22 protein-coding genes and 3 pseudogenes are annotated in these 23,163 nt (G+C 32.0%); 17 read left to right on the top strand and 8 right to left on the bottom strand.

Annotated elements, in window-relative coordinates; translation table 11 throughout:
• The first annotated feature begins 177 nt into the window (after window positions 1-177).
• Window positions 178-1,724, top strand: a protein-coding gene (locus CQZ94_RS24610) for an IS3 family transposase (protein ID WP_105587525.1) whose coding sequence is annotated in 2 segments (ribosomal slippage) — window positions 178-811 and window positions 811-1,724 — 1,548 coding nt in all. Because the reading frame shifts where the segments join, the coding sequence is not laid out codon by codon here.
• Between the two features lie 92 nt (window positions 1,725-1,816).
• Here the strand turns inward: CQZ94_RS24610 and CQZ94_RS24605 are convergent.
• Both CQZ94_RS24605 and CQZ94_RS32270 read right to left on the bottom strand, forming a co-directional pair.
• Window positions 1,817-2,077: a hypothetical protein gene (locus tag CQZ94_RS24605; protein ID WP_105587523.1), complete on the bottom strand. Its 261-nt coding sequence runs from the start codon at window positions 2,075-2,077 to the stop codon at window positions 1,817-1,819.
• Between the two features lie 295 nt (window positions 2,078-2,372).
• A pseudogene (locus tag CQZ94_RS32270) lies at window positions 2,373-2,552 on the bottom strand (hypothetical protein).
• A 275-nt stretch (window positions 2,553-2,827) separates the two neighbouring features.
• Here CQZ94_RS32270 and CQZ94_RS24600 point away from each other — a divergent pair.
• The 3 genes from CQZ94_RS24600 (at window position 2,828) to CQZ94_RS24590 (ending at window position 3,787) form a co-directional block, all read left to right on the top strand.
• On the top strand, window positions 2,828-3,019 hold the full coding sequence (locus tag CQZ94_RS24600; protein ID WP_105587522.1) for a hypothetical protein: 192 nt from the start codon (window positions 2,828-2,830) through the stop codon (window positions 3,017-3,019).
• 268 nt (window positions 3,020-3,287) lie between these two features.
• Window positions 3,288-3,488, top strand: coding sequence for a helix-turn-helix transcriptional regulator (locus CQZ94_RS24595; RefSeq protein ID WP_002094847.1), 201 nt, complete (start codon window positions 3,288-3,290; stop codon window positions 3,486-3,488).
• Window positions 3,489-3,493: 5 nt separating this feature from the next.
• Entirely contained in the window at window positions 3,494-3,787 is a 294-nt protein-coding gene (locus CQZ94_RS24590) for a hypothetical protein (RefSeq protein WP_002192061.1), read from the top strand.
• Between the two features lie 271 nt (window positions 3,788-4,058).
• Here the strand turns inward: CQZ94_RS24590 and CQZ94_RS31345 are convergent, their stop codons facing one another.
• Together CQZ94_RS31345 and CQZ94_RS24585 are read right to left on the bottom strand one after the other, a co-directional pair.
• Window positions 4,059-4,232 carry a hypothetical protein gene (locus CQZ94_RS31345; protein ID WP_181149544.1) on the bottom strand — a complete coding sequence of 58 codons (174 nt, stop codon included), beginning with the start codon at window positions 4,230-4,232 and terminating at the stop codon, window positions 4,059-4,061.
• Complete coding sequence (locus tag CQZ94_RS24585; RefSeq protein WP_105587521.1) at window positions 4,232-5,326, bottom strand: Rap family tetratricopeptide repeat protein; 1,095 nt, start codon at window positions 5,324-5,326, stop codon at window positions 4,232-4,234. The genes CQZ94_RS31345 and CQZ94_RS24585 overlap by 1 nt, the downstream gene beginning before the upstream one ends.
• A 1,013-nt stretch (window positions 5,327-6,339) precedes the next feature.
• Between CQZ94_RS24585 and CQZ94_RS24580 the strand changes: the two genes are divergently transcribed.
• The 3 genes from CQZ94_RS24580 to CQZ94_RS24570 all read left to right on the top strand — a co-directional run bounded on the left by CQZ94_RS24580 (window position 6,340) and on the right by CQZ94_RS24570 (window position 8,511).
• Complete coding sequence (locus CQZ94_RS24580; RefSeq protein ID WP_105587520.1) at window positions 6,340-6,729, top strand: hypothetical protein; 390 nt, start codon at window positions 6,340-6,342, stop codon at window positions 6,727-6,729.
• Between the two features lie 33 nt (window positions 6,730-6,762).
• Complete coding sequence (locus CQZ94_RS24575; protein ID WP_105587518.1) at window positions 6,763-7,239, top strand: metal-dependent hydrolase; 477 nt, start codon at window positions 6,763-6,765, stop codon at window positions 7,237-7,239.
• 342 nt (window positions 7,240-7,581) lie between these two features.
• The gene (locus CQZ94_RS24570) at window positions 7,582-8,511 is read left to right on the top strand and encodes a DUF3994 domain-containing protein (protein ID WP_105587517.1); all 930 of its coding nucleotides are present in this window, start codon (window positions 7,582-7,584) and stop codon (window positions 8,509-8,511) included.
• 309 nt (window positions 8,512-8,820) lie between these two features.
• Here the strand turns inward: CQZ94_RS24570 and CQZ94_RS24565 are convergent, their stop codons facing one another.
• Window positions 8,821-9,180, bottom strand: coding sequence for a hypothetical protein (locus tag CQZ94_RS24565; protein ID WP_105587515.1), 360 nt, complete (start codon window positions 9,178-9,180; stop codon window positions 8,821-8,823).
• A gap of 185 nt (window positions 9,181-9,365) precedes the next feature.
• Between CQZ94_RS24565 and CQZ94_RS32455 the strand changes: the two are divergent.
• A pseudogene (locus CQZ94_RS32455) lies at window positions 9,366-9,621 on the top strand (IS66 family transposase); the annotation flags it as partial.
• A gap of 306 nt (window positions 9,622-9,927) precedes the next feature.
• On the opposite strand, the gene CQZ94_RS24555 reads toward CQZ94_RS32455, so the two are convergent.
• The gene (locus tag CQZ94_RS24555) at window positions 9,928-10,578 is read right to left on the bottom strand and encodes a Yip1 family protein (RefSeq protein WP_105587512.1); all 651 of its coding nucleotides are present in this window, start codon (window positions 10,576-10,578) and stop codon (window positions 9,928-9,930) included.
• A 557-nt stretch (window positions 10,579-11,135) separates the two neighbouring features.
• Here CQZ94_RS24555 and CQZ94_RS24550 point away from each other — a divergent pair.
• The gene (locus tag CQZ94_RS24550) at window positions 11,136-14,417 is read left to right on the top strand and encodes a VaFE repeat-containing surface-anchored protein (RefSeq protein WP_105587510.1); all 3,282 of its coding nucleotides are present in this window, start codon (window positions 11,136-11,138) and stop codon (window positions 14,415-14,417) included.
• Window positions 14,418-14,497: 80 nt separating this feature from the next.
• Here the strand turns inward: CQZ94_RS24550 and CQZ94_RS24545 are convergent, their stop codons facing one another.
• Entirely contained in the window at window positions 14,498-15,178 is a 681-nt protein-coding gene (locus CQZ94_RS24545; RefSeq protein WP_105587508.1) for a 3'-5' exonuclease, read from the bottom strand.
• Between the two features lie 488 nt (window positions 15,179-15,666).
• On the opposite strand from CQZ94_RS24545, the gene CQZ94_RS24540 reads away from it, so the two are divergent.
• The 8 genes and pseudogenes from CQZ94_RS24540 (at window position 15,667) to CQZ94_RS24500 (ending at window position 21,471) form a co-directional block, all read left to right on the top strand.
• On the top strand, window positions 15,667-15,930 hold the full coding sequence (locus tag CQZ94_RS24540) for a hypothetical protein (RefSeq protein ID WP_105587507.1): 264 nt from the start codon (window positions 15,667-15,669) through the stop codon (window positions 15,928-15,930).
• Between the two features lie 12 nt (window positions 15,931-15,942).
• Entirely contained in the window at window positions 15,943-16,581 is a 639-nt protein-coding gene (locus CQZ94_RS24535; RefSeq protein WP_105587505.1) for a hypothetical protein, read from the top strand.
• 211 nt (window positions 16,582-16,792) lie between these two features.
• Entirely contained in the window at window positions 16,793-17,197 is a 405-nt protein-coding gene (locus CQZ94_RS24530) for a PH domain-containing protein (RefSeq protein ID WP_105587504.1), read from the top strand.
• Between the two features lie 233 nt (window positions 17,198-17,430).
• The gene (locus CQZ94_RS24525) at window positions 17,431-18,234 is read left to right on the top strand and encodes a hypothetical protein (RefSeq protein ID WP_105587502.1); all 804 of its coding nucleotides are present in this window, start codon (window positions 17,431-17,433) and stop codon (window positions 18,232-18,234) included.
• Window positions 18,235-18,545: 311 nt separating this feature from the next.
• Window positions 18,546-18,986, top strand: a complete 441-nt coding sequence (locus CQZ94_RS24520) for a hypothetical protein (RefSeq protein WP_105587501.1) — start codon at window positions 18,546-18,548, stop codon at window positions 18,984-18,986.
• 167 nt (window positions 18,987-19,153) lie between these two features.
• Window positions 19,154-19,513 (top strand): annotated as a pseudogene (locus tag CQZ94_RS24515) (S-layer protein); the annotation flags it as partial.
• Window positions 19,514-19,918: 405 nt separating this feature from the next.
• A complete protein-coding gene (locus CQZ94_RS32450) occupies window positions 19,919-20,635 on the top strand; it encodes a DUF6843 domain-containing protein (RefSeq protein ID WP_105587499.1) in 717 nt (238 codons plus the stop codon).
• A 596-nt stretch (window positions 20,636-21,231) separates the two neighbouring features.
• On the top strand, window positions 21,232-21,471 hold the full coding sequence (locus tag CQZ94_RS24500; protein WP_258166047.1) for an amidase domain-containing protein: 240 nt from the start codon (window positions 21,232-21,234) through the stop codon (window positions 21,469-21,471).
• Window positions 21,472-21,773: 302 nt separating this feature from the next.
• On the opposite strand, the gene CQZ94_RS24495 is transcribed toward CQZ94_RS24500, so the two are convergent.
• Entirely contained in the window at window positions 21,774-23,156 is a 1,383-nt protein-coding gene (locus tag CQZ94_RS24495) for an alpha/beta hydrolase family protein (protein ID WP_105587496.1), read from the bottom strand.
• Window positions 23,157-23,163 lie beyond the last annotated feature (7 nt).

Genomic DNA, 23,163 nt, shown 5'->3' with positions numbered 1-23,163 from the left:
TGATGTTATAAGCTAAGTCGAGAATAAACTCTAGATACCTTGAAAGTGATTGAACTTTTTTATAAAGCCCAAACTTAAATATACTGAATAAGAATCTATTTTGATCAATCTTGATATGCTCCCCATTAGGTAGACAGATAAAAAATAAAATTTGTTTATCTAAGGGGAGTATTTTCTATGGCTCGAATAAAGTATTCTAAAGCTGAAAAACTGGCTATTTTAACTCTTTATAAAGATGGTCATCATTCAATAGCTGACATTACAGCTAAGTTTTCTGTTGATCCTGGTACGATTAGAGATTGGAAGAGAAGATATGAAATGAATGGTGAAGACGGTTTAACAGAGGCGACTTCTTGGAAGTCTTATTCAAAAGAGCTAAAGTTAGCAGCGGTCAATGATTATCTATCAGGACACTATTCGTTAAGCAAGGTTATCCAAAAATACAATATATCCAGTACTGCGGTTTTAGGAAAATGGATTAAAAAGTATAATAGTCATAGAGAATTAAATGATACTGGTAAAGGAATGAAAAACTCTATGACAAGTAGAAGAAAAACAACATTAGAAGAACGAATTCAAATTGTAAATTACTGTATACAACATCAGAAAAGCTATCAACTCGCAGCCAAAAGCTATGAAGTTTCTTATCAACAGGTATATCAATGGGTCAAGAAGTTTGAAGCACATGGTGAAAAGGCACCACAAGACAAACGTGGTCGAAAGAAAGAGGAATATGAATTAACAGATGAAGAAAAGTTTAAGCTGGAAATGAAACGTTTAGAGCGAGAAAATGAACGATTACGTGCAGAAAATGCTTTTTTAAAAAAGTTAGAGGAACTCGAAAGGAGGCGTCGTTAACAAGCATTCGTCTACAAAATAAATATAAAGCAATTCAAGATTTACATGCGAACGAAAATCTGCCAGTGATCCTTTTATGTGAAATTGCCGGTGTATCTCGTGCCGCTTATTACAAATGGCTACAACGTACGCCAACAGCTAGAGAGTTAGAAAATGAATCAATTCTTCAAGATATTCAAGCTATTTATGAACAAGTAGGAGGCATTTATGGGTATCGAAGAATGAAATTAAATATTAATAGAAGATACCATAAACGCATTTATCGCTTAATGCACATCGCTGGATTACAGTCCGTGATTCGTCGAAAAAGAAAACGCTATGTTCCCTCGTCAGCGCAATATGTCGCTGAAAATCGCCTCAATCGTGAATTTACTGCAAGCAAGCCTAATGAAAAATGGGTAACAGATGTCACAGAGTTCAAATTAAGAAACGGAAGAAAAACATATTTAAGCGCCATTTTAGATCTTTATGATGGCTCTATTATTAGCTATGTATTGGGTCATTCAAACAATAATAAATTGGTATTTCAAACATTGGCCCAAGCCATCACTATATTAAAAGAGAATGAAAAACCATTGATTCATAGTGATCGAGGGTATCAATATACGTCACATGGGTTTAAGAGAAAAATAGAAAAAGCAAACATGATTCATAGCATGTCCCGTGTAGGAAAATGTATAGATAATGGACCAATGGAATCGTTTTGGGGAACATTGAAATGTGAAAAATATTACCTACATAAATATGAAACATTTGAAGCGTTACAACAAGCAATAGATGATTATATCCAGTTTTACAATAACGAACGTTACCAAGAAAGATTAAACGGCTTAAGCCCATTGGAATACAGAGTTCAAGCCGCTTAAAGTATTTTTATTATTTCCACTGTCTACTTGACAGGGAGCTGTTCAAAAAAGAATACCACCTTTAAAGGCGGTATTCTTTTTTATATTTTCATCTAAGCAACTAAATAATTAAATGCCATATATATAGTTAAAAATACACCTAATACTAATTCAAGACCAATAATTATATATGAAACATTTAAATTAAAATCTCTTATGCTTCTATATATAAACATAATCCCTAATAAGAAGAATGTAACATATAAATATTGACCGATACTAAAAGTTAAAGCACTCGATAGTAAAATTAAAATTATAAACAGTTTGTCTATTGTTTTATAATTAATTATTTTTTGTCCAACAAATGGTTGCATAAATTCCCTCCTAACATTTTTTCCGAATTATGGATATTATAAGGGCTATTATATCATGAATTTTCAGTTTTTTTACGTTATAAATAAGCTGTTTATATAAGTTTACATAACCCCACTTATGGGTAGGAGAACGTTACAGGCATAATTACACATAAAGAAAAAGAATCCCTTATGATTTCTGGGATTCTTTTTCTTGTTTAAAGTTTTATCAGACAAATGATCTGCACATAAATTTATTTTTGATATACAGATCATTTTTCTGATAATTTTTATAAATAATTGCGGAGTAATAAGCTTACATAAATGCTTTTAAAAGTTCTTGAACTAATGGAATTGCTCCACCTACGAATTTTAAAACTGCCATTGCGATTTCCATAATCATTTCCTCCTTTTTATATGATGTAGTAAATCTTATACTCTCATTATATTAAGTGTATTAACTTACATCAATACATTTTAATATGCAATATTTCATCTTAAAATCATGTTTTATACGGTTATAATAGAATAGGTAAATTCTACAGCATTTTTCGATATACTAAATGGCTAATGAACATAAAAAAGATGCGATGTTTATAATAAAGTCGCGACGTTTTGAAAAAAGTTTTATTGCGGATTTATAAAAAAGTTGTTGTTAAAGATGGTGTGAATTGGAATTTCACTCCATCTTTTCTTTTTAATTTTGTATAATGAAAATAATGATATTTATATATATTTATATTAAATAATTAAACAGGAGGAATAAATAATATGTTAGATACATTAATAAATCATTTTAAAGATGTAAATTTAGTATGTTCACAATGTGGTAAAACAATTGAACGTGGTGAACGATTTGCAGTTTCTTTAGTATTATCCGAAGACAAAATTATGCCTGTTGGACAATTAGATAAAGTATTAGCTAAGATAGCAAACGAAATTTTATGTAGTAAATGTAGATAATACTGAACAGGGAGCTAATCTTCACTATTTGCTTGCCAAAATTATCAAACTTAATAACAAATGTACCTTTGAAATAAAGTCGTACTGTTTATAAAAAAGATGTACCGTTTTAAAGAAAGTTATACCGTTTATAAAAAAGTTGCACCGCTTTATCCCTTTGTATAAAGGGATATTTTTTGTGCGTATTTTTAATTACAAAAAACATTTTGTCAAAAATACTTTACGAATTGTAAGAAATAAATTACAATACTTTCAAGAGGTGTTGCTATTGTTACATAATAAAATTGTCGTTTGTCGAGCAGAAAAAGGTTGGACTCAAGAAGAACTGGCAAAAAGAGTAGGTGTTAGTCGTCAAACTATCGCTACTCTTGAAAAAAATAAATATAATCCTTCTCTAATTCTTGCTTTTAAAATTGCAAATATATTTGAAAAGTCAATAACTGACGTGTTCGATTATCAGGAGGAGTGAGACATATGTTGTGGTTAAAATCTTTATTTTTAGTTTTAATATTCATCAGTCAGATGTATGTAATAAAATTTCAATCAAGTGATGAAGCAAAAGACGAAAGAGGGAGAGAAATTCAATATAAAACAAATAATTTGTTGTACAACATCCTATATTTAGGTATCATTGCTATTATTATTTTTCAATCGATAGATATTGTTCCTTCAGAATTTCTACCTGATTTATTGTTATATTTTGTGCTTTCATTAAGTGTGCTAGGCAGTATTTTTATATTTATCAACAGAAACAGGAAAAATTACTAATATGAGTTAGGCTTTTTATCTTGTTCTTTTAGACGATTGAACAAAATGTTTCTTTTAAATTACACCCTTTCTACATAATAGTTTATTCCGCGATTTGTGGACAGTGAAACTCCCAGCATAAAATTGGGCCGAAGCAAAGAAGTTAGGTGGGAGATCAACCGCTCGTAAAAGCCTGATGGATTCAGCTGAATATATGAACTTAAAGACACAAGAGTACAACTTAATGTAATAAAAAAAGAGCCATATATGATGGTATGGCTCTTTTTAAGTATTAAAATGTTTCTCCATGTTCTCTCATTACGTAATGGATAGAGCTATCCTGTACTTTTGGTGCAAATGTTTCTCCATGTTCAGCATTTTGTGTTGTGTTGTTTGAAGTAAAACTAAAACCAAAAACGGCTACTAATCCTAGAGTGATACCTAAAACTTGAATTACTTTCTTCATTATTTTAGTGCCTCCTTTTTACGTAGTTTTTCTTCGGCTTCGTGTGACTTAAAGAAATATTGGTTTGCTTTATCTTGCTGGTTAGATGAGTAGTATTTTAAAGCCAATTGTTTAGAATAGTCATGAACGAACCCTAATAAACCTTCTTGCTCAAAGTACTCAATTCCTTCTGCGATTAAATTTCCGTACTTTTCTGTAGATTCTTTTGAGTTAAGGGCACTTAATATTAAGAAGTGATGTTTATATTCCGTGTTATTGATATGATCGCATGCATCTAACCCAGTTTTAATAAATTTTAATGACTCTTCTGTATTTCCCAGTTTGTAATTTTCTCTTGCAATAAGGAAAATAGCTTTATAACTTTTTTCCGGAGTAACCATAGCTGTTGTTAGGTTTCGTATAGCTGCTTCTGAAAGATCCTGCTCAGCATATAGAAAACCTAGATTATGTCTAATTTTAAGCCCTAACAAGGTATTCTGTTTTTTAGTAACGATATCTAAAGCCTTTATAAAGTATTCTTCCGCGTATTCATATTGCTTAAGTGAAGTACATGTTAATCCAAGGATGTTATTACAAGCTGCTATATTAAGTTCATATCCTGTTTCAGGTTCGAAGAATTTTAAAGCGCGGTTTGCATACTTCACTGCTTCTAAAGGTTGTCTTACCTGATAGTAAAAAGCAGCTGCTTTATAATAGAATTCTGCTTTCTCAATCTCATCAGGGATATTTGCGATTAATTGTTTTGCCTTATCAAAATACTCACCAGCTTTTTTATATTCTCCAATTTCTGTGTTATGAATTGCCTTAAAGAAATTGTAATAGTAATTCAAAAGTTCTTCACTTGGTTTATTAAAATCTTCAATTTTTTCAAGTGATTTTTTTGAACCCTCATAATCTTTGTTTAACATGTTATGTCTAAACTCTAATAAAGAGTAATATAAAAGTACGTTTTGGTTTTCGTCAATTTTATCAATCTTATTTTGTATTTCTCCAAATAAATTAATTGATTTTTCATGATCAAGTACACGAATAGAATCATGCCAGTTACTTAAAAGCTCTGTAATTTCACTTAATGCTACTGTTGCAGCTCCCATATAAAACCCTCCTATTATATATTGTGCGATTTCTCATTATTGTATCAAAATTGTTAATATTCAGGTATCTAGAAAAATATTTCTCAACAAGATTCTATTTACTTCTTCAAAAAAATCGTTGTTTTCGAGGTTTTGAGACTGTAACACCCAAAAATAAACTAGAAAATATGTTTTTATAAGGACAATTGAACTCCAAGCAGAATTATTAAGTCTGACCTAATTTAGATATTATTTTACTAGGCTTAAGAGTTTTAACCGACATTAACGGGCTGTAAGGATTCCACCGCAAAATTCGGCGTATGTGAGGAAGTTAGGTAGGAGTCTTACACCCGCAAAAGCCCGAATGGTTCAACTAATAATCAGTGGGGATGAACAAAACCCCCAATGATTAAAGTTTCATTTTATTGAATGTAATTAATTAATAATGATTTGAACCTATTGCTTACGCTTGTTTCTATTTTGAATTGAGAATATGCTGATATTGTTTTATCGGTTCTTAGTTTCGTAGATTTATTTGTATATATTTAAAGTGAAGGACAAGGAAGGTACCTTTATTCATCTGTTAAGTAAAAAGTTTTTTTATCTTTATAATTAAAGGGGGATCTGTAGAAAAGTGAATCCAGTTTAGTTTGCGATTCTTATGATAGTTATAGCAATAATTTTTAATCTAGGAATCCTTTTTTGGGGAAGATCCAGAGGAGATTACAAAAAGCAACGATTACATAATATTAATCTTAAGAAAAGGGAGAAATGACATTTGTCTATTTTTGATAGATTATTATTTCTTTATGTTTTAAGCATGGTTGCTTTATTATTCTGTGATGTTTTAGGAGTCAATGTGTTTTATAGTTTTTCTACGATGATAATAAATATGATTTGTTCGTGCTACCTATATATTCATTATGTGAAAAGAAGGAATATAGAAGTCCATTATGATGTTTAAAGGTAACTGGTAGAAATTTGTGAACATACTTATTAGTCGATTCTGGGAATAATGATTGTGGGGGAAAAAGATGAAATGGGGAATAGAAGCAATAAAAAGTTATGAATTAAATTGTAACGACCTAGATCGATATACATTTTTAGGGAAAGAATACCAAAGTACAAACTGGAGTTACTTATCTCTCTCTTATCTTCAAAATTTCTTAGAAACATCAGGTTTGGATAGAGATATGATATTAGAACTGCTGCCGATTAATTTTAAAGGCATTGTATGGAATTCTCTCGAAAGCGAGGACTTGGAATTTATAAATGCTTTAACTAACCCTAAAAGATGTTTGGAAATTTTAGATAGATATAACTTAATGGATTCTGCAGCAACTTATACACCAAGTATGGAATATAAACTGAGATGGTTAAAAGAGCGTTGGGTGAAAGGATATTATATTTTCGCCAACTGTTAAGATAAAACTTGAATAATAGAAAGGAGGATACAATTGAGAGGACCGACTCATGTAGCGGCAGGAGCAGCATTTGCTTTAATTGCACATAATTATGCGGGAATAGGGGACGATTCATATTTATTAACGGCCACATCAATAATTGGGGCATTAATACCAGATATTTGTCATCAAGGATCTACTTTAGGAAGAAAAATACCTTTATTATCTTGGGGAATCAATAAAACTTTTGGTCACCGTACTATAACACACAGTCTAATTTTTCTATTTGGTATTACGGCACTTCTTTGGTACCTAGTTCCCCAGTACCCCTTAATATATATAGGAATGTTTATTGGGGTATTAAGTCATCTAGTGTTAGATGCACTCACTCCTAGTGGGATTCAACTGCTATATCCATTAAAAATGAAAATAAGATTTCCGTTATATACAAGAACAGGAAGCATGATTGATTATATATTATTCTTTTCACTTATTATAATTGACATTACTTTAATTGGAGGTTCTTTTTAAAATCACATGTGGAGTTGGGTAGGAATAAGGCACTCGAACAGCTTTTTAATGTTCGAGTGCTTTTTTAGTGTAGTATTTTCAGTTTAATTATTGTATTTATGAGGAAGTTGTTTTTTCTGTTGATTTACAATGGAATTGTTAAACGCATAATACAGTGGATTAATTCTTAATGAACAGATGGTATAGGTTAGTGTTATAACTAAATTTTATAGAGGCATACAAATTGTAAAGACTCTCAAAATTATTCTAAAATATGGGAAAACTTCATATCTAATTTATATAATTTATGTTATGGTACATTATGTAAAATAATTGAAATGTTTTCTAAGGGGAGGATACATAATGAAAGCAAAAAAACTAGTAACTTTAGCGATACCGATTATGCTATTGGCAGGTTGTGGTACCGATAAAACAGACGCAAAGCCAAAAGAAAAAGTAGAGTCTAAATCAGAAACTAAGGAAAAGTTATCAAAAGAGCAGTATCCAGTTCGTATGACGGGTTTATCTTCTGAATTAATGAATAAAATTTCTTCCATAACTGAGATAGCATTAGATAAAACGAAGGACGAAAAGGATTTAGTAAAAGGGTTAGTAAAAGAAGAAGCTGAGTTACAAAAGACTATTACTAAGTTTAATAAAATAGAAGCACCTAAAGAGTATCAAGACTCACATAAAGAAATATTAAAGGCGGTAGACTGTTATAGTAAGGCATATGCAATTCAGGCTAAAATGGCAAAAACGGATGCTAAAGACATAGATAAATCAAAAGCAAAAGAATCAATGGATTTAATTAGAGAAGGTAATGGTTATTGGAAAACTGGTTTCAAACCAGTTGAAGATGCTACAGTAAAAAAAGCAAACGATCTTGGTTTCGGTACAGGGACAAAAACTGATACTCCTTCAACTTCTAAGACCGATGATGATAATGTGCAAATATCCGCAGACGGTAAAGAGTTATTTGGCACGTGGGGTAGTTACAGAGGTTCTGAGTTTCATAAAGGTTTAGACCTTAGAGAAGATAATTCATTCACGGCTTATGATGATACTGGTAAGTCTTCTTATGAAGATAACCATATGACAGGTACGTGGTTATATAATGCAGACAAGAAGCAAGTAACTATGATTCCTACTGAATTTGTTAAAGACGGTAAGAAGATAGATGCTAGACAAATGAATGCGGTAGTAGATTATACTGTTGAGTTTTTTAGAGCAGGTTCTTTAAGAATGGTAGATAGTAAAGGTAACAAATTAGAAGTAGAAAGACAGAAGTAAAATTGAAATAAAGTCGAAGTTTCTATAAAAAAAGCTGAACCACTAGATTCCTTTGTATAAAGGGATCTTTTTTGTGCTTATTTTTAATTACAATGTTCTTATAGGGTAATACTTTTGTTACAAGTAATGAGGCAAAAGACGAAAGAGGTGTGGATTTGAAATAAAGTTTAATCGTTTTGAAAATTTATTTCCAACCAACAATATTACTAATATGTATCACCGTAAAAATTACTTAAATAATTACTTATATAATTCCAAACAAAAAACTCTGTAAAATTATTACAGAGTTTTATCTCGACTTTTCATTTGCTATTTACTTGGTGATAACGTAAAATCTCCAAATTTCTTTTTAATAGCTGAAGTCGTTGCCTTAAATTTATATTCATCACCATCTTTTTTTACTTCAAATACAATTGGATCTTTCCCATCTTCTTCTAAACTAATTTCATCTTTATTAATTTTATATGTAAACCCTCTTGTGAAAGCTCCTATCTTGAAAGAAACTGTATTTTTAGCGAATTCCGCTGTATATGATTCGCCATTGGTAGCAACGACATTCCACTTTTTAGATTGCAAATCATCTGATGGATCTTTACCACAAGCACTTAACCCCATAATTGCTATAACTATTAATAAAACATAAATGCTTTTTCTTTTTAAATCCTTCATACTCTTTTCTTTATCCCCCTTTAAATAACAAAAGGATATGCTTTAGCCCTTTAAAAGCTGAAAGTCATACTCTTTCTACATTTCCCCTAAAATACCTTTCTATGTATATTATTTTACAATAAATTACAAAGATAGTCCAAAATAATCATATATTGTTGTAGTAAGTTTCACAAAAACTCGTCAACTTGCATCAAGAATATGAAACGATTCTCGCAAAAGGAGAAGAATTGAATCCCATTCGCCCAAAAGAAAAGAACGCCCGCGGAAGACCGAAGCAAAGTCCGGCGCGTAATCTCTTAAATCGATTGAGCACTTATCAAAACTTGATTTTGGCATTCCTTCTCTACCCCGCTATTCCATTTAATAATAATCAAGCGGAACGAGATATACGCCCAGTAAAACTACGACAAAAAATAAGCGGTTCGTTCCGGAGTGAATATGGTGCTCGCAATTATTTACGAATTAGAAGTTATATGCGCACGATAAAAAAACAAGTGAAATCTATTTTTCAATGTACCAAAGAATGGATTGAAACGGGAGAATTAGATCTTTCCCCAACTAAAGATGAGAGGTAGTGCTTCGTAGCGATTACCTCTATTTGTCTTGCGTTTGTAGCTACTGGCTGAGTAGTTACGATAATTCTTTTATATCTCTATTTTCACGTGTTAACCACTAGTACACCGCAGCAAGTCAATATTACTAACAGCACGTAGAAAACGTTTGGATAAATAAGAAGCAAATAAATTATTAAAGGGTTATAACCCCTACTATAAGAAATACTATTATTACCAATGGAAGAATGATAATCATAAAGGACACTATTATTGTTAATAATGCTTTCCATGCTGAAAATTGGTGTGCTTCTCCTAAACATTTTAAGGAAATAATGATTGTCCAAATTCCAATAACTACATCAATTATGGCAAAAATAAGAAACAAAATCGTTAAAGTTATGCTACTATCCATTTCCGGTGTCTCACTCGTAAAGTTTTCTATCCCAAACAAGAAAAATGAAGGCACCCAAACTAATATAAGAGAATAAACGTAAGGGATATAAGAATAGGCAACTGAGTAACGTGTTTTTTCAAAGGTACCTTGTCCACCAAGTTTTTTTGCCACCCAATTAAATAACGCTGGTAGCAAAAAATAATAAGTTAAGAAAACAACGAAGGTACCGAATATAACTATTGAGATTATTGAAAATGGACTACTTATTAAATCCGCCACATTTTTAGAAGATGCTCGATCTAAAGTCTGTACGAATGAGCCTAATAAAATGAGTAAAAACACATTCTTTGGTTTGGATATAAAAATTTCTTTCATTGTATCACGTGGTTTTGTCCAAATGGAGAACCAAGGATTAAGTGCACGTTTAAATTGATTTTCTGGAGTTTCCATATAAAGAAAATTCCCCTTTCTTAAAAGATATTAAATATAAATTCCCAATTATCCCAGTTATGTACATAGAAATATTAAAGCATAAATAGTCAATTATTTAAATATAAATATTCAATCATTTAATTTCATCTGAAACTTAGGGGAAGTGCTTCTTAGCAATTACCTCTATTTGTCTTGCATTTTTAACTATGGGCTGAGTAATTACAATATTTGTACATTAATTCACAACAACGAATCTATTTTTGATCAATCTTTTTTTAAATATGAAGAGTTCTTCTTTAATAAAAACAACATTTATAGCATACTTTGAATCAAACTTTATTCAAAACCAACAAGAGGAGAGAAATTCAATAGATTTAAAAAATTAGTGCTTAAATTTCAAAATCAAAATGTGTGAATATAAAAATGAATTGTAATAAATGTAAAAAATAAAAATATTTGGAAAAATGATTTAATATTTGTAATTATTTGTCTTATAATAGTTCTTAGGTTTGTTGTGATTATTTCCAATATTTAAATAATCATGCAAAACAAATATTGTTTGGGAGGTTTTTAGATTGGGTAGAAGAGTTGTTGTAAGAGTTTTGGCAGTGCTTTCTGTACTTGCATTATTCCTAAATGTTTTTTTACCAAGGGCTAGTGCAGAGGTTATGACGCATGAGAAATATTCAATGGATTGGAGTTATAGTAATAGTCTAGGTAAGCACATTCGAACTGAAATGATCAAAAATTCAAGCGGTCAAATCGCTTATTGTTTAACTCTAGGTTTAAAATCACCAAATGGAGAAGATCTTCCTGAAATGGGGAAAACAGATAATGTAGTATATAGAGTCCTATTAAATGGTTTCCCGCAAAAAAGTGTAGAACAGCTGGGAGTAGCTAATAAGAATGAAGCACATTACGCGACACAGCTTGCGGTTTGGAATGCATTAGGTCAACTTGATGTAAATGAATTAAAGCATGAGAATAAAAATGTTGAAAAAGCGGCTAAGGCAATTATTAATGCTGCAAATAAAAGTGAAGATACACAAGATATTTTTATGAATGTGATTCCAGCTGAAAAACAAAAAGCAGAATTAAAGGGTGAGTTCTTTGAAACGAACCTATACACAGTACAAACAAATGCTAAGAGTGGTTCTTATAAAGTAGTAGCGAAAAATGCCCCTAATGGAGTTAAAATTGTTAGTGAAAATGGAGAAGTGAAAGATCAGCTTTCAGTTGGGGAAAAATTCCGTATCCAAATTCCTAAGAACACAAAAACAGGGGAATTTAATCTAAGTGTTGCTGCTAATTTAACTAAAGTTCAAGCAATTGCTTACCGCGGCACGGATACTGTTCAGAATGCTACAGTATTATTAGAAAGAAATGAAGAAAAGCTTAGCAGTGATCTTGCAGTAAATTGGGAAGCAGCTGGTTCTTTAAAAATTAAAAAGGTTGGAGAAAATGGGGAAGTTCTAGCTGGTGCAGTATTTGAAGTCTTTAATGCAAATAATGAATCAGTTGGAAAAATCACGACTGGTGCTAATGGTATTGCAGAATTAAACAACTTACCAATTGGTACTTACACAGTAAAAGAAATTAAAGCACCAACAGGTTATGTTTCAGGTGATAAACCACAGACTATTGAAGTTAAGACAGGGGAAACAGGAGCTGTTCAAGTAGTAAATAACAAAGTGAAAGGTAACATCGAAATTAAAAAACTTAGTGATTCAGGAAAGGTTTTACCAAATGCTGAATTCACAGTCTTCACTGAAGATGGTAAAGAAGTGAAAAAAGTAGTAACAAAAGAAAATGGAATTGCAAATGTTGATGGTCTTACGTATGGTAAATATTATTTCTTAGAGACAAAAACACCTAATGGATATATTGGAAATAAAACAAAGTATCCTTTTGAAATTAAAGAACACAATAAAACACTTACTTTTACAGTGGAAAATACAGAAGTGAAAGGTAGTGTAAAATTACTTAAAGTAGATAATGAAGATATCAGTAAAAAATTAGAAGGTGCAGTATTCGAGCTAAAAGATGCAAGCGGGAAAGTAATTGGCGAATATAAGACAGATAAAAATGGTGAAGTTAACGTCAAAGATTTAGCGTATGGTAAATATTCATTTGTAGAAAAGGCTTCTCCAAATGGTTACGTTCTTGTTAAAGAACCAATTGTGTTCGAAATAAAGGAACATGGAAAAATTATTGAGTTATTGGCAGTTAATCATCTTATCAAAGGTGATCTAGAAATTACAAAGGTAGATGTAGCTGATGGAAACAACAAGCTTCCAAATGCAGAATTTACGATTTATAACGAAGCAGGGAAAGAAGTAGTAAAAGGAAAAACAGACGATAAAGGTATCGCTAAATTTGAAAAGTTACCATTTGGAAAATACACATATAAAGAAACTGTTGCACCAAAAGGTTATGTATTGAATGAAGAAACGTTCTCTTTTGAGATCAAAGAGAATGGTCAAATCATTAAACATATTGTCAAAGATGAAAAGATTCCTTCAATAAAAACAACAGCTACTGATAAAACAGATGGTACAAAAGAAATGCACACTTCTAAGTCTGTAACAATCCAAGATAAAGTGGAATACAAAGACCTACAAGTAGGTAAAGAGTACACTTTAAAAGGTAAATTAATGGATAAAGAAACTAATAAACCATTAGTTGTAAATGGTAAAGAGGTAACAGCTGAAACTAAGTTTACACCAAAAGAAGCAAATGGTTCTATTACGTTAGACTTTACATTTGATGCAACTGGTTTAGAAGAAAAAGAAGTAGTAGTATTCGAAGAGTTATTGAAAGAAGGAAAAATTGTTACAACACATGCTGATATCAATGACAAAGGTCAAACTGTTAAGTTCGTTAAGCCATCAGTAAAAACAACAGCTACAAACCAAGCTGATGGTGGAAAAGAGATGCATGCAAACGATTCTATCACTATCCAAGACAAAGTAGAGTATACTAACTTAGTTGTTGGTAAAGAGTACAGTGTAAAAGGTAAACTAATGAACAAAGCTATTAACAAACCATTATTAATTGATGGTAAAGAAGTAACAGCTGAGACTAAGTTTACTGCAAAAGAAAAGAATGGTTTTGTAACATTAGACTTTACTTTCGTTGGTGCTGAACAGCAAGGAAGAGAAGTAGTCGTGTTTGAAGACTTATTACATGAAGGTCAAGTAATTGCGACTCACGCTGACATTAACGATGTAGGACAAACAGTTCGATTTGTAGAACCTTCCATTAAAACAACAGCTACAAACAAAGCTGATGGTTCTAAAGAATTAGACGCTTCTAAATCTGTAACTATCCAAGATAAAGTGGAATACAAAGACTTAATTGTAGGTAAAGAGTACGTTGTAAAAGGTAAACTAATGGATAAAGCAACAAACAAACCATTATTAGTTGATGGTAAAGAAGTAACAGCAGAATCCAAGTTTACTGCAAAAGAAAAAAATGGTTCTATCACACTAGATTTCACATTTAATGCTTCTGCATTACAAGGTAAAGAAGTAGTCGTGTTTGAAGAACTGTATCAAGACAATGTCTTAGTTGCTATTCACGTTGACATTGAAGATAAGGGTCAAACAGTGAAATTTAAAGAGGTAAAACCGGAACAACCTAAACCAGAACAGCCGAATCCAGATAAAAATACTCCAACATCAGAGCAACCTAAAGAGCAAGTAAAAGAACAACCACAACCTAAGAAAGAAATTCAATCTAAAATTGGATGGTTACCGCAAACAGGTACTAACCTTACAAGTTGGATCTCTATGGCTGCAGGCGCATTACTGTTAATTGTTGGTGGAGTGATTTTCTTAAAACGTAAAAATGCATAGAAATTAAAAAATAAGCACATCTGTTTTTTAACAAGATGTGCTTATTTTTATTTTAATAATTTAGTCCTATATACAGTATTTTAATCTATTTGATTATTTTTGAGTTGTTGTAATAATTCCAGGACAGCAAAGCAGTCAGCGACTGCTCGGTGTTTAATAGTTAATTCCGTTGCATCACTTAATGAAATCCATCTTTTTGAATCTACATAATCGGCGTACATTTTCATAATACATGTGGCTTTAAAATTCTTAAATTCTACATTGTTAGCAATACAGGTGTTTTCTATCATGCCTATATCAAATTCATCGTTATAGATAAGTAGAGTTTTTCCCACGGTAATTTCACGTAACTCTTTATATATTGCTTTCCACGATGGTGCATCGTGAACCATTTCATTTGTAATACCGTGAATGGAGGCTGCTTCAGCTGGAATATTTACTAAAGAATTTAATAGGATGTTTCCATTTAAATCAATTACACTTATCTCGATAATTTGATCTGTTAGAGTAAGTCCAGTTGTTTCGGTATCTAAAATAACAAACTGATCTCTATCCATAAACGTTTTATTGATAGATGTTTTGATTTTTAATTTTGTTTCCTTTAATTGATTCATAATTACTTGATGTTCGTAACAGCTAGGGCAGAGATTTAGACGCAGTTTAGTTTTGCTTTGAACGACATAATCACACTGTTTACAAGTTCGCTGCTCTAAACCTAGTTTTCTAGCATTTGATAGTGCTAGTTTTTGCTTATCAGACAACTGCCGTTTCTTTCCTGATTTTGAGCGTTCATATAGCTCTATATACTTATTTGTTTGCTCTCTGATAAACCTTAGCCACAGGAGCTTCTAAGGGCCTTAAACCTTCTTTACTAAGTTTAGTTTTGCTTGCAAGTTCTAAGGGGACCTCACTCCAATTTTTATAACTTTTCATTTATCTTCACTCCAATGGTTAAAATAGTTATTGAAATAAATATGCCTAATTTTTTGGGGAGTTAATATTAATCTTATATAAATTCTATCTTAATTCTAATTTATGGTAAAATTTAATGGTGGATAGGAAGAAAAAGGATAAATGGTGTTCGCGAATAATAAAGTTGTTAAAAAATAATAAGATCATTTCAAAAATAAAATAGATGTTTTGAAAAATGGTATTAATTAAAATTATAATTTTTATCCAGCATGATAAAAATGGGGTATTCTGGTATTTTTATAGTTAGTAAAAGGTTATTCTAAAAGGAGTATGTTGGGTGAATCATAGACGCAAGAAAAAGAAACCGAAACTAATAAGAAAAGAAACTGTTCAGATAAAACCGATAGTTGGGGAAGAAAAACCATCAAAGGAGAGTAGTAACAAGCTGGTTGACATTTTCCTTGGTATTCTTCTATTCCCAATTCTTATATGGGCTGTCTTGGAAGGTTCTAAAACACAAATAAGCAAAGGAAAGACTTTCCTTATTATTGTTTTCTTTCTCTTAATTGCAATAGGGTTATCTATGATAGGAAACAAATAAGGGGGAGTTCAGATGTTTAAGAAGAAGGAGAAAAAAAACATTCACGCTAAACTGGTTAACAAACAAGGGGAAATCATTCGAGAGTTAAATGGTACAGAAGAGGACTTAGAAGAAATAAGAAAAACGGGTATTGAAATTCGTTTAGTTGAAGAAAACTCATATGAAATGGTAGCAACCGATGAACAGCTAGAAAAACTAGCAAGAATCGAAGAAGAATACGAAGAATATTTAGATGCATGGGAAGAAGCCTTAAACGAGAGATTGGAAGAACGAGAAAGAGAAGAAGCAAGACAGAAAGAAATGAAAGAAAAGAATAAATGGAGTACAAAGAAGAAAGTAATCGTATTTGGACTGATATTCTTTGTATTTATTGGATTACCTATTATCGAGGGGTATCAGAATAGTAAACTAGTTGAAGAAGGTACATCATTAAATGCAGAAATTGTAGGTAGGCATGTAGAGAAGGAATTCATGTTTACACACCCAACATTAGTAGTTGAGGTAGACGGTAAAAAGCATAATGTATGGGTAAGTGAAAAGACATATAACGGAGCAGAGTGGTTAGGTAGACTAAAAGTCATCAAAACAAAAGATGGTAAAGTTGAGAAAGATCCTAGATATGAGGGTGAAGACTTAATCAAGAGTTATTAAACAGTATGTTTTTTGTATTCGCTTCTCAAATTAAACAACATTATTATTTGTAAAAATCGAATCCATTAAAATGAAAAAAATTTTAAATAACTTTGATAACCTCCTATCATATTGTTGAGGGGAGGCTATTGCTTTTCTGAAGATAAAATTAAAGAACTTTATTATGTCAATATAAACGGTAAGGATTATTAATATATCGGGGGAATAAAAATTGTTAAACAATAATGTATTAGATGCACTATTTAATGAGGTAGCACATGAAGATGAATCGTATTTTTATTATTTTTACACAATGAAAATGGCGGCAACATCAGAATATATTAAATTTGGTCCTGGTGCATTTTTAGAAAATCAACATCAAGTGATTTGCTTTACTAATAAGAGGATAATGATGCTTGAATTGAATCCGTTAACTGGTAAATTTAATGGCAATAAAATAACAATTGATATTGAAGATGTAGAGGGTATAAAAGTAAAAAGAGGACTAATAAAGTCTAAAGTTACTGTTACATTAAAAGGTAACAAAGGAGATATTGTTATGAATCCAAATAGTTTTACAATTGGATTGTCAAATCATAAAAAAAATTTAGTGAAACTGCAAGAGATGTATAGTTAAAAATCATTCTCTATAAAGTTAAAAAATCCATTTTAATTAAGGGGTCTTGATAAAAGACTTATTAGATGGATTTTTTATTTCTTTTATATGGGATAAGTAAAGTTAATCAATCCTAAAATTTGGATAGGTGTCGATTTAAAACAAAAAAATAGGATAAATCTATATAAATTGTGATTAAATAATATATGCAATGTTGAAAGTATTATTTGTTATAGGAAGCAGGTGTACTGAGAGTGAAGAAAGTAATAGCAACTATTTTTATAGTAGGATTTAGTGGAATATTACTATATTTATTTACTGATGTTTTTACAAAAATACAAATCCATAAACCAGTAGGAGATAACTTAAATGAGCATTATGGGATAAAAGATGGAGATTTTATAATTCTTTCTGCATATGATAACCGACTTGGAGGAACAGGTATTCAAACTTATATAGAAATAAAAAAACCGTATTATACCACTACATATGTAACTGTTGACCGAAATTCTTATGAGATAGATGAAGATGATGATAAGTATGTCTTCTTAGATATATTTAAAGGCGCTTATGTCCAACAACATAGTGATGTTATAAAACAATCAAATGAAATTATTAAAAAATATAACTTATTAAGTGAATCAAATAACGCATTTGATAAGGCGAAACAAAATTTCTATTACTATTTAAACTTTACTATCGATGAACAACAGGAAAAAGAATTGCTTACAAAGTTTAAACAAAGCCAACAATTAGACACGAAAAAAATAATTAAAACTTTGAAAATGAATGAATCTAAAATCAATTCTTATCATATGGGAGTAGTGAACTTTAATTATTATTATAGTGTAGAAAAAAATAAGGGGAATATACCAGATATCCTTAGCATAATGAATGATTTTAACAGAAGTAATGTTTTAACAGAAGGTATTTATAATATAGTACTGCAGCCAAGTAGCTCTTCAGGTGTAGATGATGGCAAGGAGAGTTATGTTTTGTTTAGTGTAGATAAATCAGGTGAATTTAAGGTAATAAAAAATAATGAATATGGGGGATGATTCATACATGGCCCAGTACCAGCGTTGCTGTAACTAGGGGAAAAGTAACGCTGGTACTGGGCCTACATTTAAGGTTTAAAAAGTACGCATATCAAATAAATCGCAACTTCATAAACGGGCGTAGTTGTATTGGAACATAGACAGAAAATGAACAAACTTTTTTATAAAACTGTTCACGCAATCCTAAGGAAAGAGTCGGTTTTAATCAATCTTTTTTTAAAATCGATTCTTTTTGTGAGTCATATTATGTGAGTTGGTAAGAGGTTTTTGATCAAACTTTATTTTAAAACAACATTTAAAAGGAGTGAAAAATGAATACAATTAATAAAATCTTAAGCGATTTTGCTGAAATAAATGCAGACGAATATGTAAGTAATTATTATGAGCTTAGTATTATGTCAGAAAATAAAAAGGACAATATTTTTGAACTTGCCAAAAAGGCGACATACGCTACTAGTAATGACACATTAGAACTCATACAATTGAAAGAATGGAAAAAAGAATTCCTAATTTGCCAATATCCCAATGGGGAGTCTTCTTGGTTTGGGAAAATACCACACGGATATGATTTAAATGGATTGACTTCGAAGGAATATATAATAGAGCAGTTATTAAATGTATTCAAACAAGAACCAGAAGAGGTTTATTGGATTAAATTAGATCCAGGAGGTTATTATGCATGCTGTTATGAAGAATATTTGTTTAAGACAAACAAAGGGATTTATTTTTTTAGTATGCAAGTACACGATTAAATAATCAGGATTTGAAATATAGTTTTATTAATAAAAAAGATTGATAATAAAATGATCTAATAATAAAGAAGAAGTCTCCATGTCAAAGAAATAGGAATTAAATGAAGAATACAGATAGTCCAGGTGAATTTTGTATTCTTCTTAATTCCTATTATGTTTTTGAAAAAGATGTGGTTGCAGGTAAAACAATTGAAACACAAAATGAGATTAATAAAGGACTTCGTGAAATTGAGGGAAATCATCGTAAGTTAGCTGAAGGGCTTTCGGGTGTAGTTAAAGATTTAGGACCAGTTGTGAATAGTTCCATTCGTTTGAAGCATTCCATAGATGAAGCAAAACCTGGGATGGAGGAACTTGTACAAGTAACAAGGAAAAACGCTCCAATCATTGCGCAAGATTTACAAGCATTGGATGCCAAAGTCCCTGGATTCTTCACAGATTTCAATATGGGAATAGATCTTGCAAATATCTTTATGGATTCTGCGAACAAACTGGCAAGTCATAAGATTGATATTTCAGCTGCAGCATAAAACAATATCACTCTAATTCTATAAAAATTCGTACTGTAAACCAGATTTTTGTTAAACAGACTAGTGCTTTAATTGAGCAAGAAACTCAAGACTTTTAACTTCCGCTAGTGAGACATTGTGTTAACCTTACATATATATCCTATACATTTAAAAATCCCAACAAATCGATTTTTACAAATGGTACAATTAGGAAAAGAGAGGTGAACAGGTAATGACCAAAAAAACAGGTTGCTTCCCTAAGTATCTTTATCGTTATGATTGTCATTGCACTGAGAGCCAGTCTGACAGGGTTTTATCGCTTAAAAAGAAAAAATATTGAGAGCGGATCATGTCTCCCTCAAAATGGGAAAGGGTTTGCTATACAACAAGAATATAATTGAATTAAGTGTAGGAGGAATTCGGATGGATGAAGTACCAAAAAATAAAAATAAAAATAAAAACCTGTTGTTATTGATCTATCTTAGTTTAGGATTGAATCTCATCACAGCTCCATTAGCATTTTTTATAGGCGGGATGGCAACAGACCCTCCAGACAGTACTGAACTTGATTTTTTGAAAGGATTTCTCTTCATTCAAGCAATACCACTTTTCATACTGTTTATATTTTTGGCATGGTACTTTATCCGTAAGAGTAAATATGCTTATGCTGGAATAGCCTTTTTTGTGTCTGCTATCATTCTAGGCACCCCCAGTGTTTGGATTTATGATATGTATAAGTCTTTCGCAAATAAGGTCTTTTTGATACCTGATGGTTACAAAGGATGCGTAGGTGTCCTTTATAATATAAAGGATGCACCACCCCTAAAAATTGAAGATAAGAAAATTATATATAAAGTAACTAAGGATGGAATATTGAAAACATCATCGAATGAAAGGGTTGGTAAGGAAAGTGAACGTGATTCTGGGTGGTATAATGTAGAATTCTATTATGTAGACAAAAACGGAAACCAAGTTAAGAGGTTAGAGGAAGGCAAAGATATTCACAATGCATCAGAAATATCGGCATCGGGATTACAAACCTTGCAATTCTTTATAGGAACAAAGAAAGAAGCAGAAAAACATTCAAAATTCTCATTTTGTTTTAACGAAGAACAAAAACTGCAAATTGATCATAAGTAAGTCATTTATTCATATGGTTGATTAGAAGATAGCATTTGAGGTATCCCCAAGTCGAGTGCATTCCTTTATAACCGTGTTTTATAAACCTAAACCTATTTAACAGGGTGGTTGTGAAAGATGGAACTTCCGCATTCAAAAATGATGTAAATAAGCTGTCCATATGGGCAGCTTATTAAATTTTTTGGATAGTTTGGTTGTTTTCAAAAATGCTGGTGATGAAGTATCGCCAGCAAGTTAAGAAACAAATCGTTCTGAAAGACGAAAAAAATGAACTGGATTCTCAAAGGCACGATGGTGAGATGAAATTTTGTTTTTGGGGTACTTCAATATCTAAGCTAAATGTCTATGTAGCAGAACTAAAAAAAGACGCCATAAGGCGCCCAAAAATTGGGTTAATGAGGTTTTAGTTTTCCAATCTAAAGAAATTTTGTATCAGCTCACAAAGAGAGTATATCATAACATCTAAGAGAAGTAATATGCATTCTTACATATCGAAATGAATCTTGTATTCTTGCGCTGACGAACCAGGAATAACAACATCTGAAGAATATCAGCAGTGTAAAAATATCAAATTTAGGATGTACTTACACGAAACTATGCCGAATGCGAATGGAAATCGTGTAGTACATAAAGCTTCGCATACTTGGACTGTAGTTGAAAACTTCTATACTTACTGGTCTTCTAGAGTACCAACTTATGAGACTTATAGCCCGAAAGCATTAGAAGGTAATGCGAATGTTGGGGACGTTATTCAATATCGAAGTGATATAACTGGCCGAAAATGGCATAGTTTAATGGTTACAAAAAAATCGCCAGGTAGTTTCCAAATTAGTTAGCATACTTCCGACCGAAAAAATGATGAATTTGGATATATTTTAGACAGTGATGAAGATGTGAAAAATTCTAAGTTGTTAATTCTACAATTTACTCGTTCTTAATGTGTAAACAATAGTTATTGTAATCATTAATTTAATCCCGTTATAAAAAAAGATGCTATTTCTCCCAAAAGAGGTGGCATCTTTTTTGTTCTGGTGAAACAATAAAGAGAATAATATATGTCTGTATCTCGTGAATGGAATCATTAGTATCACAAAAGCCTTCACGCAATGATGATTGCATGAAGGCTTTTGATGTTTTCTTATTTCTTTGTATCATTGACCCATTTAACAATGTCCTGGATGACGTACTCGGGAACATTGGCAGGGATTTCGTATTCACTAGGACGACTTAAACCCCCGGCACCCTCTGTGAAGAAATGATTCAATTTCGGGTATTCTTTGAACTGAACATTCCCGCGGTTTGAAAGTCCTTCCTGCCATTTTGTATATTCATCTTTTACTGTTACTTGATAATCGCGTGCTCCTTGCAGAATCAGTAAAGGCTCTTTTCGTGATTTTGCCTCCTCAACTGGACGCCACCTAGAAACATCATACATAAAATGAGGAGACGGAAAATTGTAGCCAGCTGGTGGATGGTCAGGATCGAAAGTAGGATCCTGGATAAAAGCGAACTGTCTTTTTAGTTCATCGATTACTTCCTTTGGTGCCCCAAGGTATTGATACTGATCAATGAGAATGTCAGTGAAAGGGCGTGCAGGTGGTGCGAGTAAGATACTTCCTCGGACAAGAGATGAAGGTGCTTTGCTCAGTATACGCGGCATTGTGCCAGCTCCTTGGCTATGTCCGAGAATGAAAATGTTATTTGGATCAATGCCTTCCTGCTGCGCTGCTGATTTTGCTGCATATATGGCATCATCTGTAGTATCACGTTCTAACGTACCAGGTTCTGCACTCATTTTAAAACCGTGTTCTAAGGAACGTTTCTCGTAACGTAACACTGCGATACCGCTTGATGAAAGACCAGCTGCAAGGTCTCTAAAGATTTTAGCTCCCATAAATGTACTGTCACGATCATGCGGACCAGAGCCGTGAACAAGAACAACAACAGGTACCTTTTCACCAGGCTTATGTTTCGGAACCGTTAATGTGGCTGGTAACGGATATGTAGAATTTCCAATGACGATTTCACGTTCTTGATAGGAATCAGGTTGATCATAGTTAGGATTCGGGATGGTATAAGATTTTTGGGGTGTCCTTACCCCAACTTCATCTACTTTCCCGCCAGGTGTGAATTTAAGGAGTAGCGGTATGGTAGCTCCTTCGATAACTCCTGGAATTTCCACCGTCTGATGGACCAAGTTTCGCTCTTTTATTACAGGTGTTCCCATACTTTCAATGCCGCTTCCGCCACTTTGTGTCCACCAATTTTGTAATGTGCTTGCTGTAAACTTAGATTGAAAAGCTGCAGACGTCAACTGAAGTGCCTCTGCATATTTACCTTGCTGGAGATAGTCAAAAAATAAAGACGTACGCTCCGTTAAAGAGACTGGTTTCTTTTCTGCAGGTTGTTCCTCACGTGTATCTGCGTGAATAGCTGTTGTAAGCGGGAAAGATGAAACGCCTAAAGAAAAGAGTAGGGTAAAGGAAAGTGCTGATTTTTGTATTTTCTTTTTTTTATTCATGTTTTAG

The organism is Bacillus sp. MYb209, assembly GCF_002975175.1.
Taxonomy (GTDB): Bacteria; Bacillota; Bacilli; order Bacillales; family Bacillaceae_G; genus Bacillus_A.
Note: the sequence above shows the minus strand (reverse complement) of the source record. Positions and strands in the feature narration are given on the sequence as shown.

Bases quoted from the DNA above. Each gene is read 5' to 3' on its own strand.
- CQZ94_RS24495 (WP_105587496.1), bottom strand. From the start codon at position 23,156: ATGAATAAAAAAAAGAAAATACAAAAATCAGCACTTTCCTTTACCCTA.
- CQZ94_RS24535 (WP_105587505.1), top strand. From the start codon at position 15,943: ATGTTTAAGAAGAAGGAGAAAAAAAACATTCACGCTAAACTGGTTAAC.
- CQZ94_RS24565 (WP_105587515.1), bottom strand. From the start codon at position 9,180: ATGAAGGATTTAAAAAGAAAAAGCATTTATGTTTTATTAATAGTTATA.
- CQZ94_RS24580 (WP_105587520.1), top strand. From the start codon at position 6,340: ATGAAATGGGGAATAGAAGCAATAAAAAGTTATGAATTAAATTGTAAC.
- CQZ94_RS32450 (WP_105587499.1), top strand. From the start codon at position 19,919: ATGGATGAAGTACCAAAAAATAAAAATAAAAATAAAAACCTGTTGTTA.
- CQZ94_RS24590 (WP_002192061.1), top strand. From the start codon at position 3,494: ATGTTGTGGTTAAAATCTTTATTTTTAGTTTTAATATTCATCAGTCAG.
- CQZ94_RS24555 (WP_105587512.1), bottom strand. From the start codon at position 10,578: ATGGAAACTCCAGAAAATCAATTTAAACGTGCACTTAATCCTTGGTTC.
- CQZ94_RS24520 (WP_105587501.1), top strand. From the start codon at position 18,546: ATGAATACAATTAATAAAATCTTAAGCGATTTTGCTGAAATAAATGCA.
- CQZ94_RS24570 (WP_105587517.1), top strand. From the start codon at position 7,582: ATGAAAGCAAAAAAACTAGTAACTTTAGCGATACCGATTATGCTATTG.
- CQZ94_RS24605 (WP_105587523.1), bottom strand. From the start codon at position 2,077: ATGCAACCATTTGTTGGACAAAAAATAATTAATTATAAAACAATAGAC.
- CQZ94_RS24585 (WP_105587521.1), bottom strand. From the start codon at position 5,326: ATGGGAGCTGCAACAGTAGCATTAAGTGAAATTACAGAGCTTTTAAGT.
- CQZ94_RS24600 (WP_105587522.1), top strand. From the start codon at position 2,828: ATGTTAGATACATTAATAAATCATTTTAAAGATGTAAATTTAGTATGT.
- CQZ94_RS24500 (WP_258166047.1), top strand. From the start codon at position 21,232: ATGCCGAATGCGAATGGAAATCGTGTAGTACATAAAGCTTCGCATACT.
- CQZ94_RS31345 (WP_181149544.1), bottom strand. From the start codon at position 4,232: ATGAAGAAAGTAATTCAAGTTTTAGGTATCACTCTAGGATTAGTAGCC.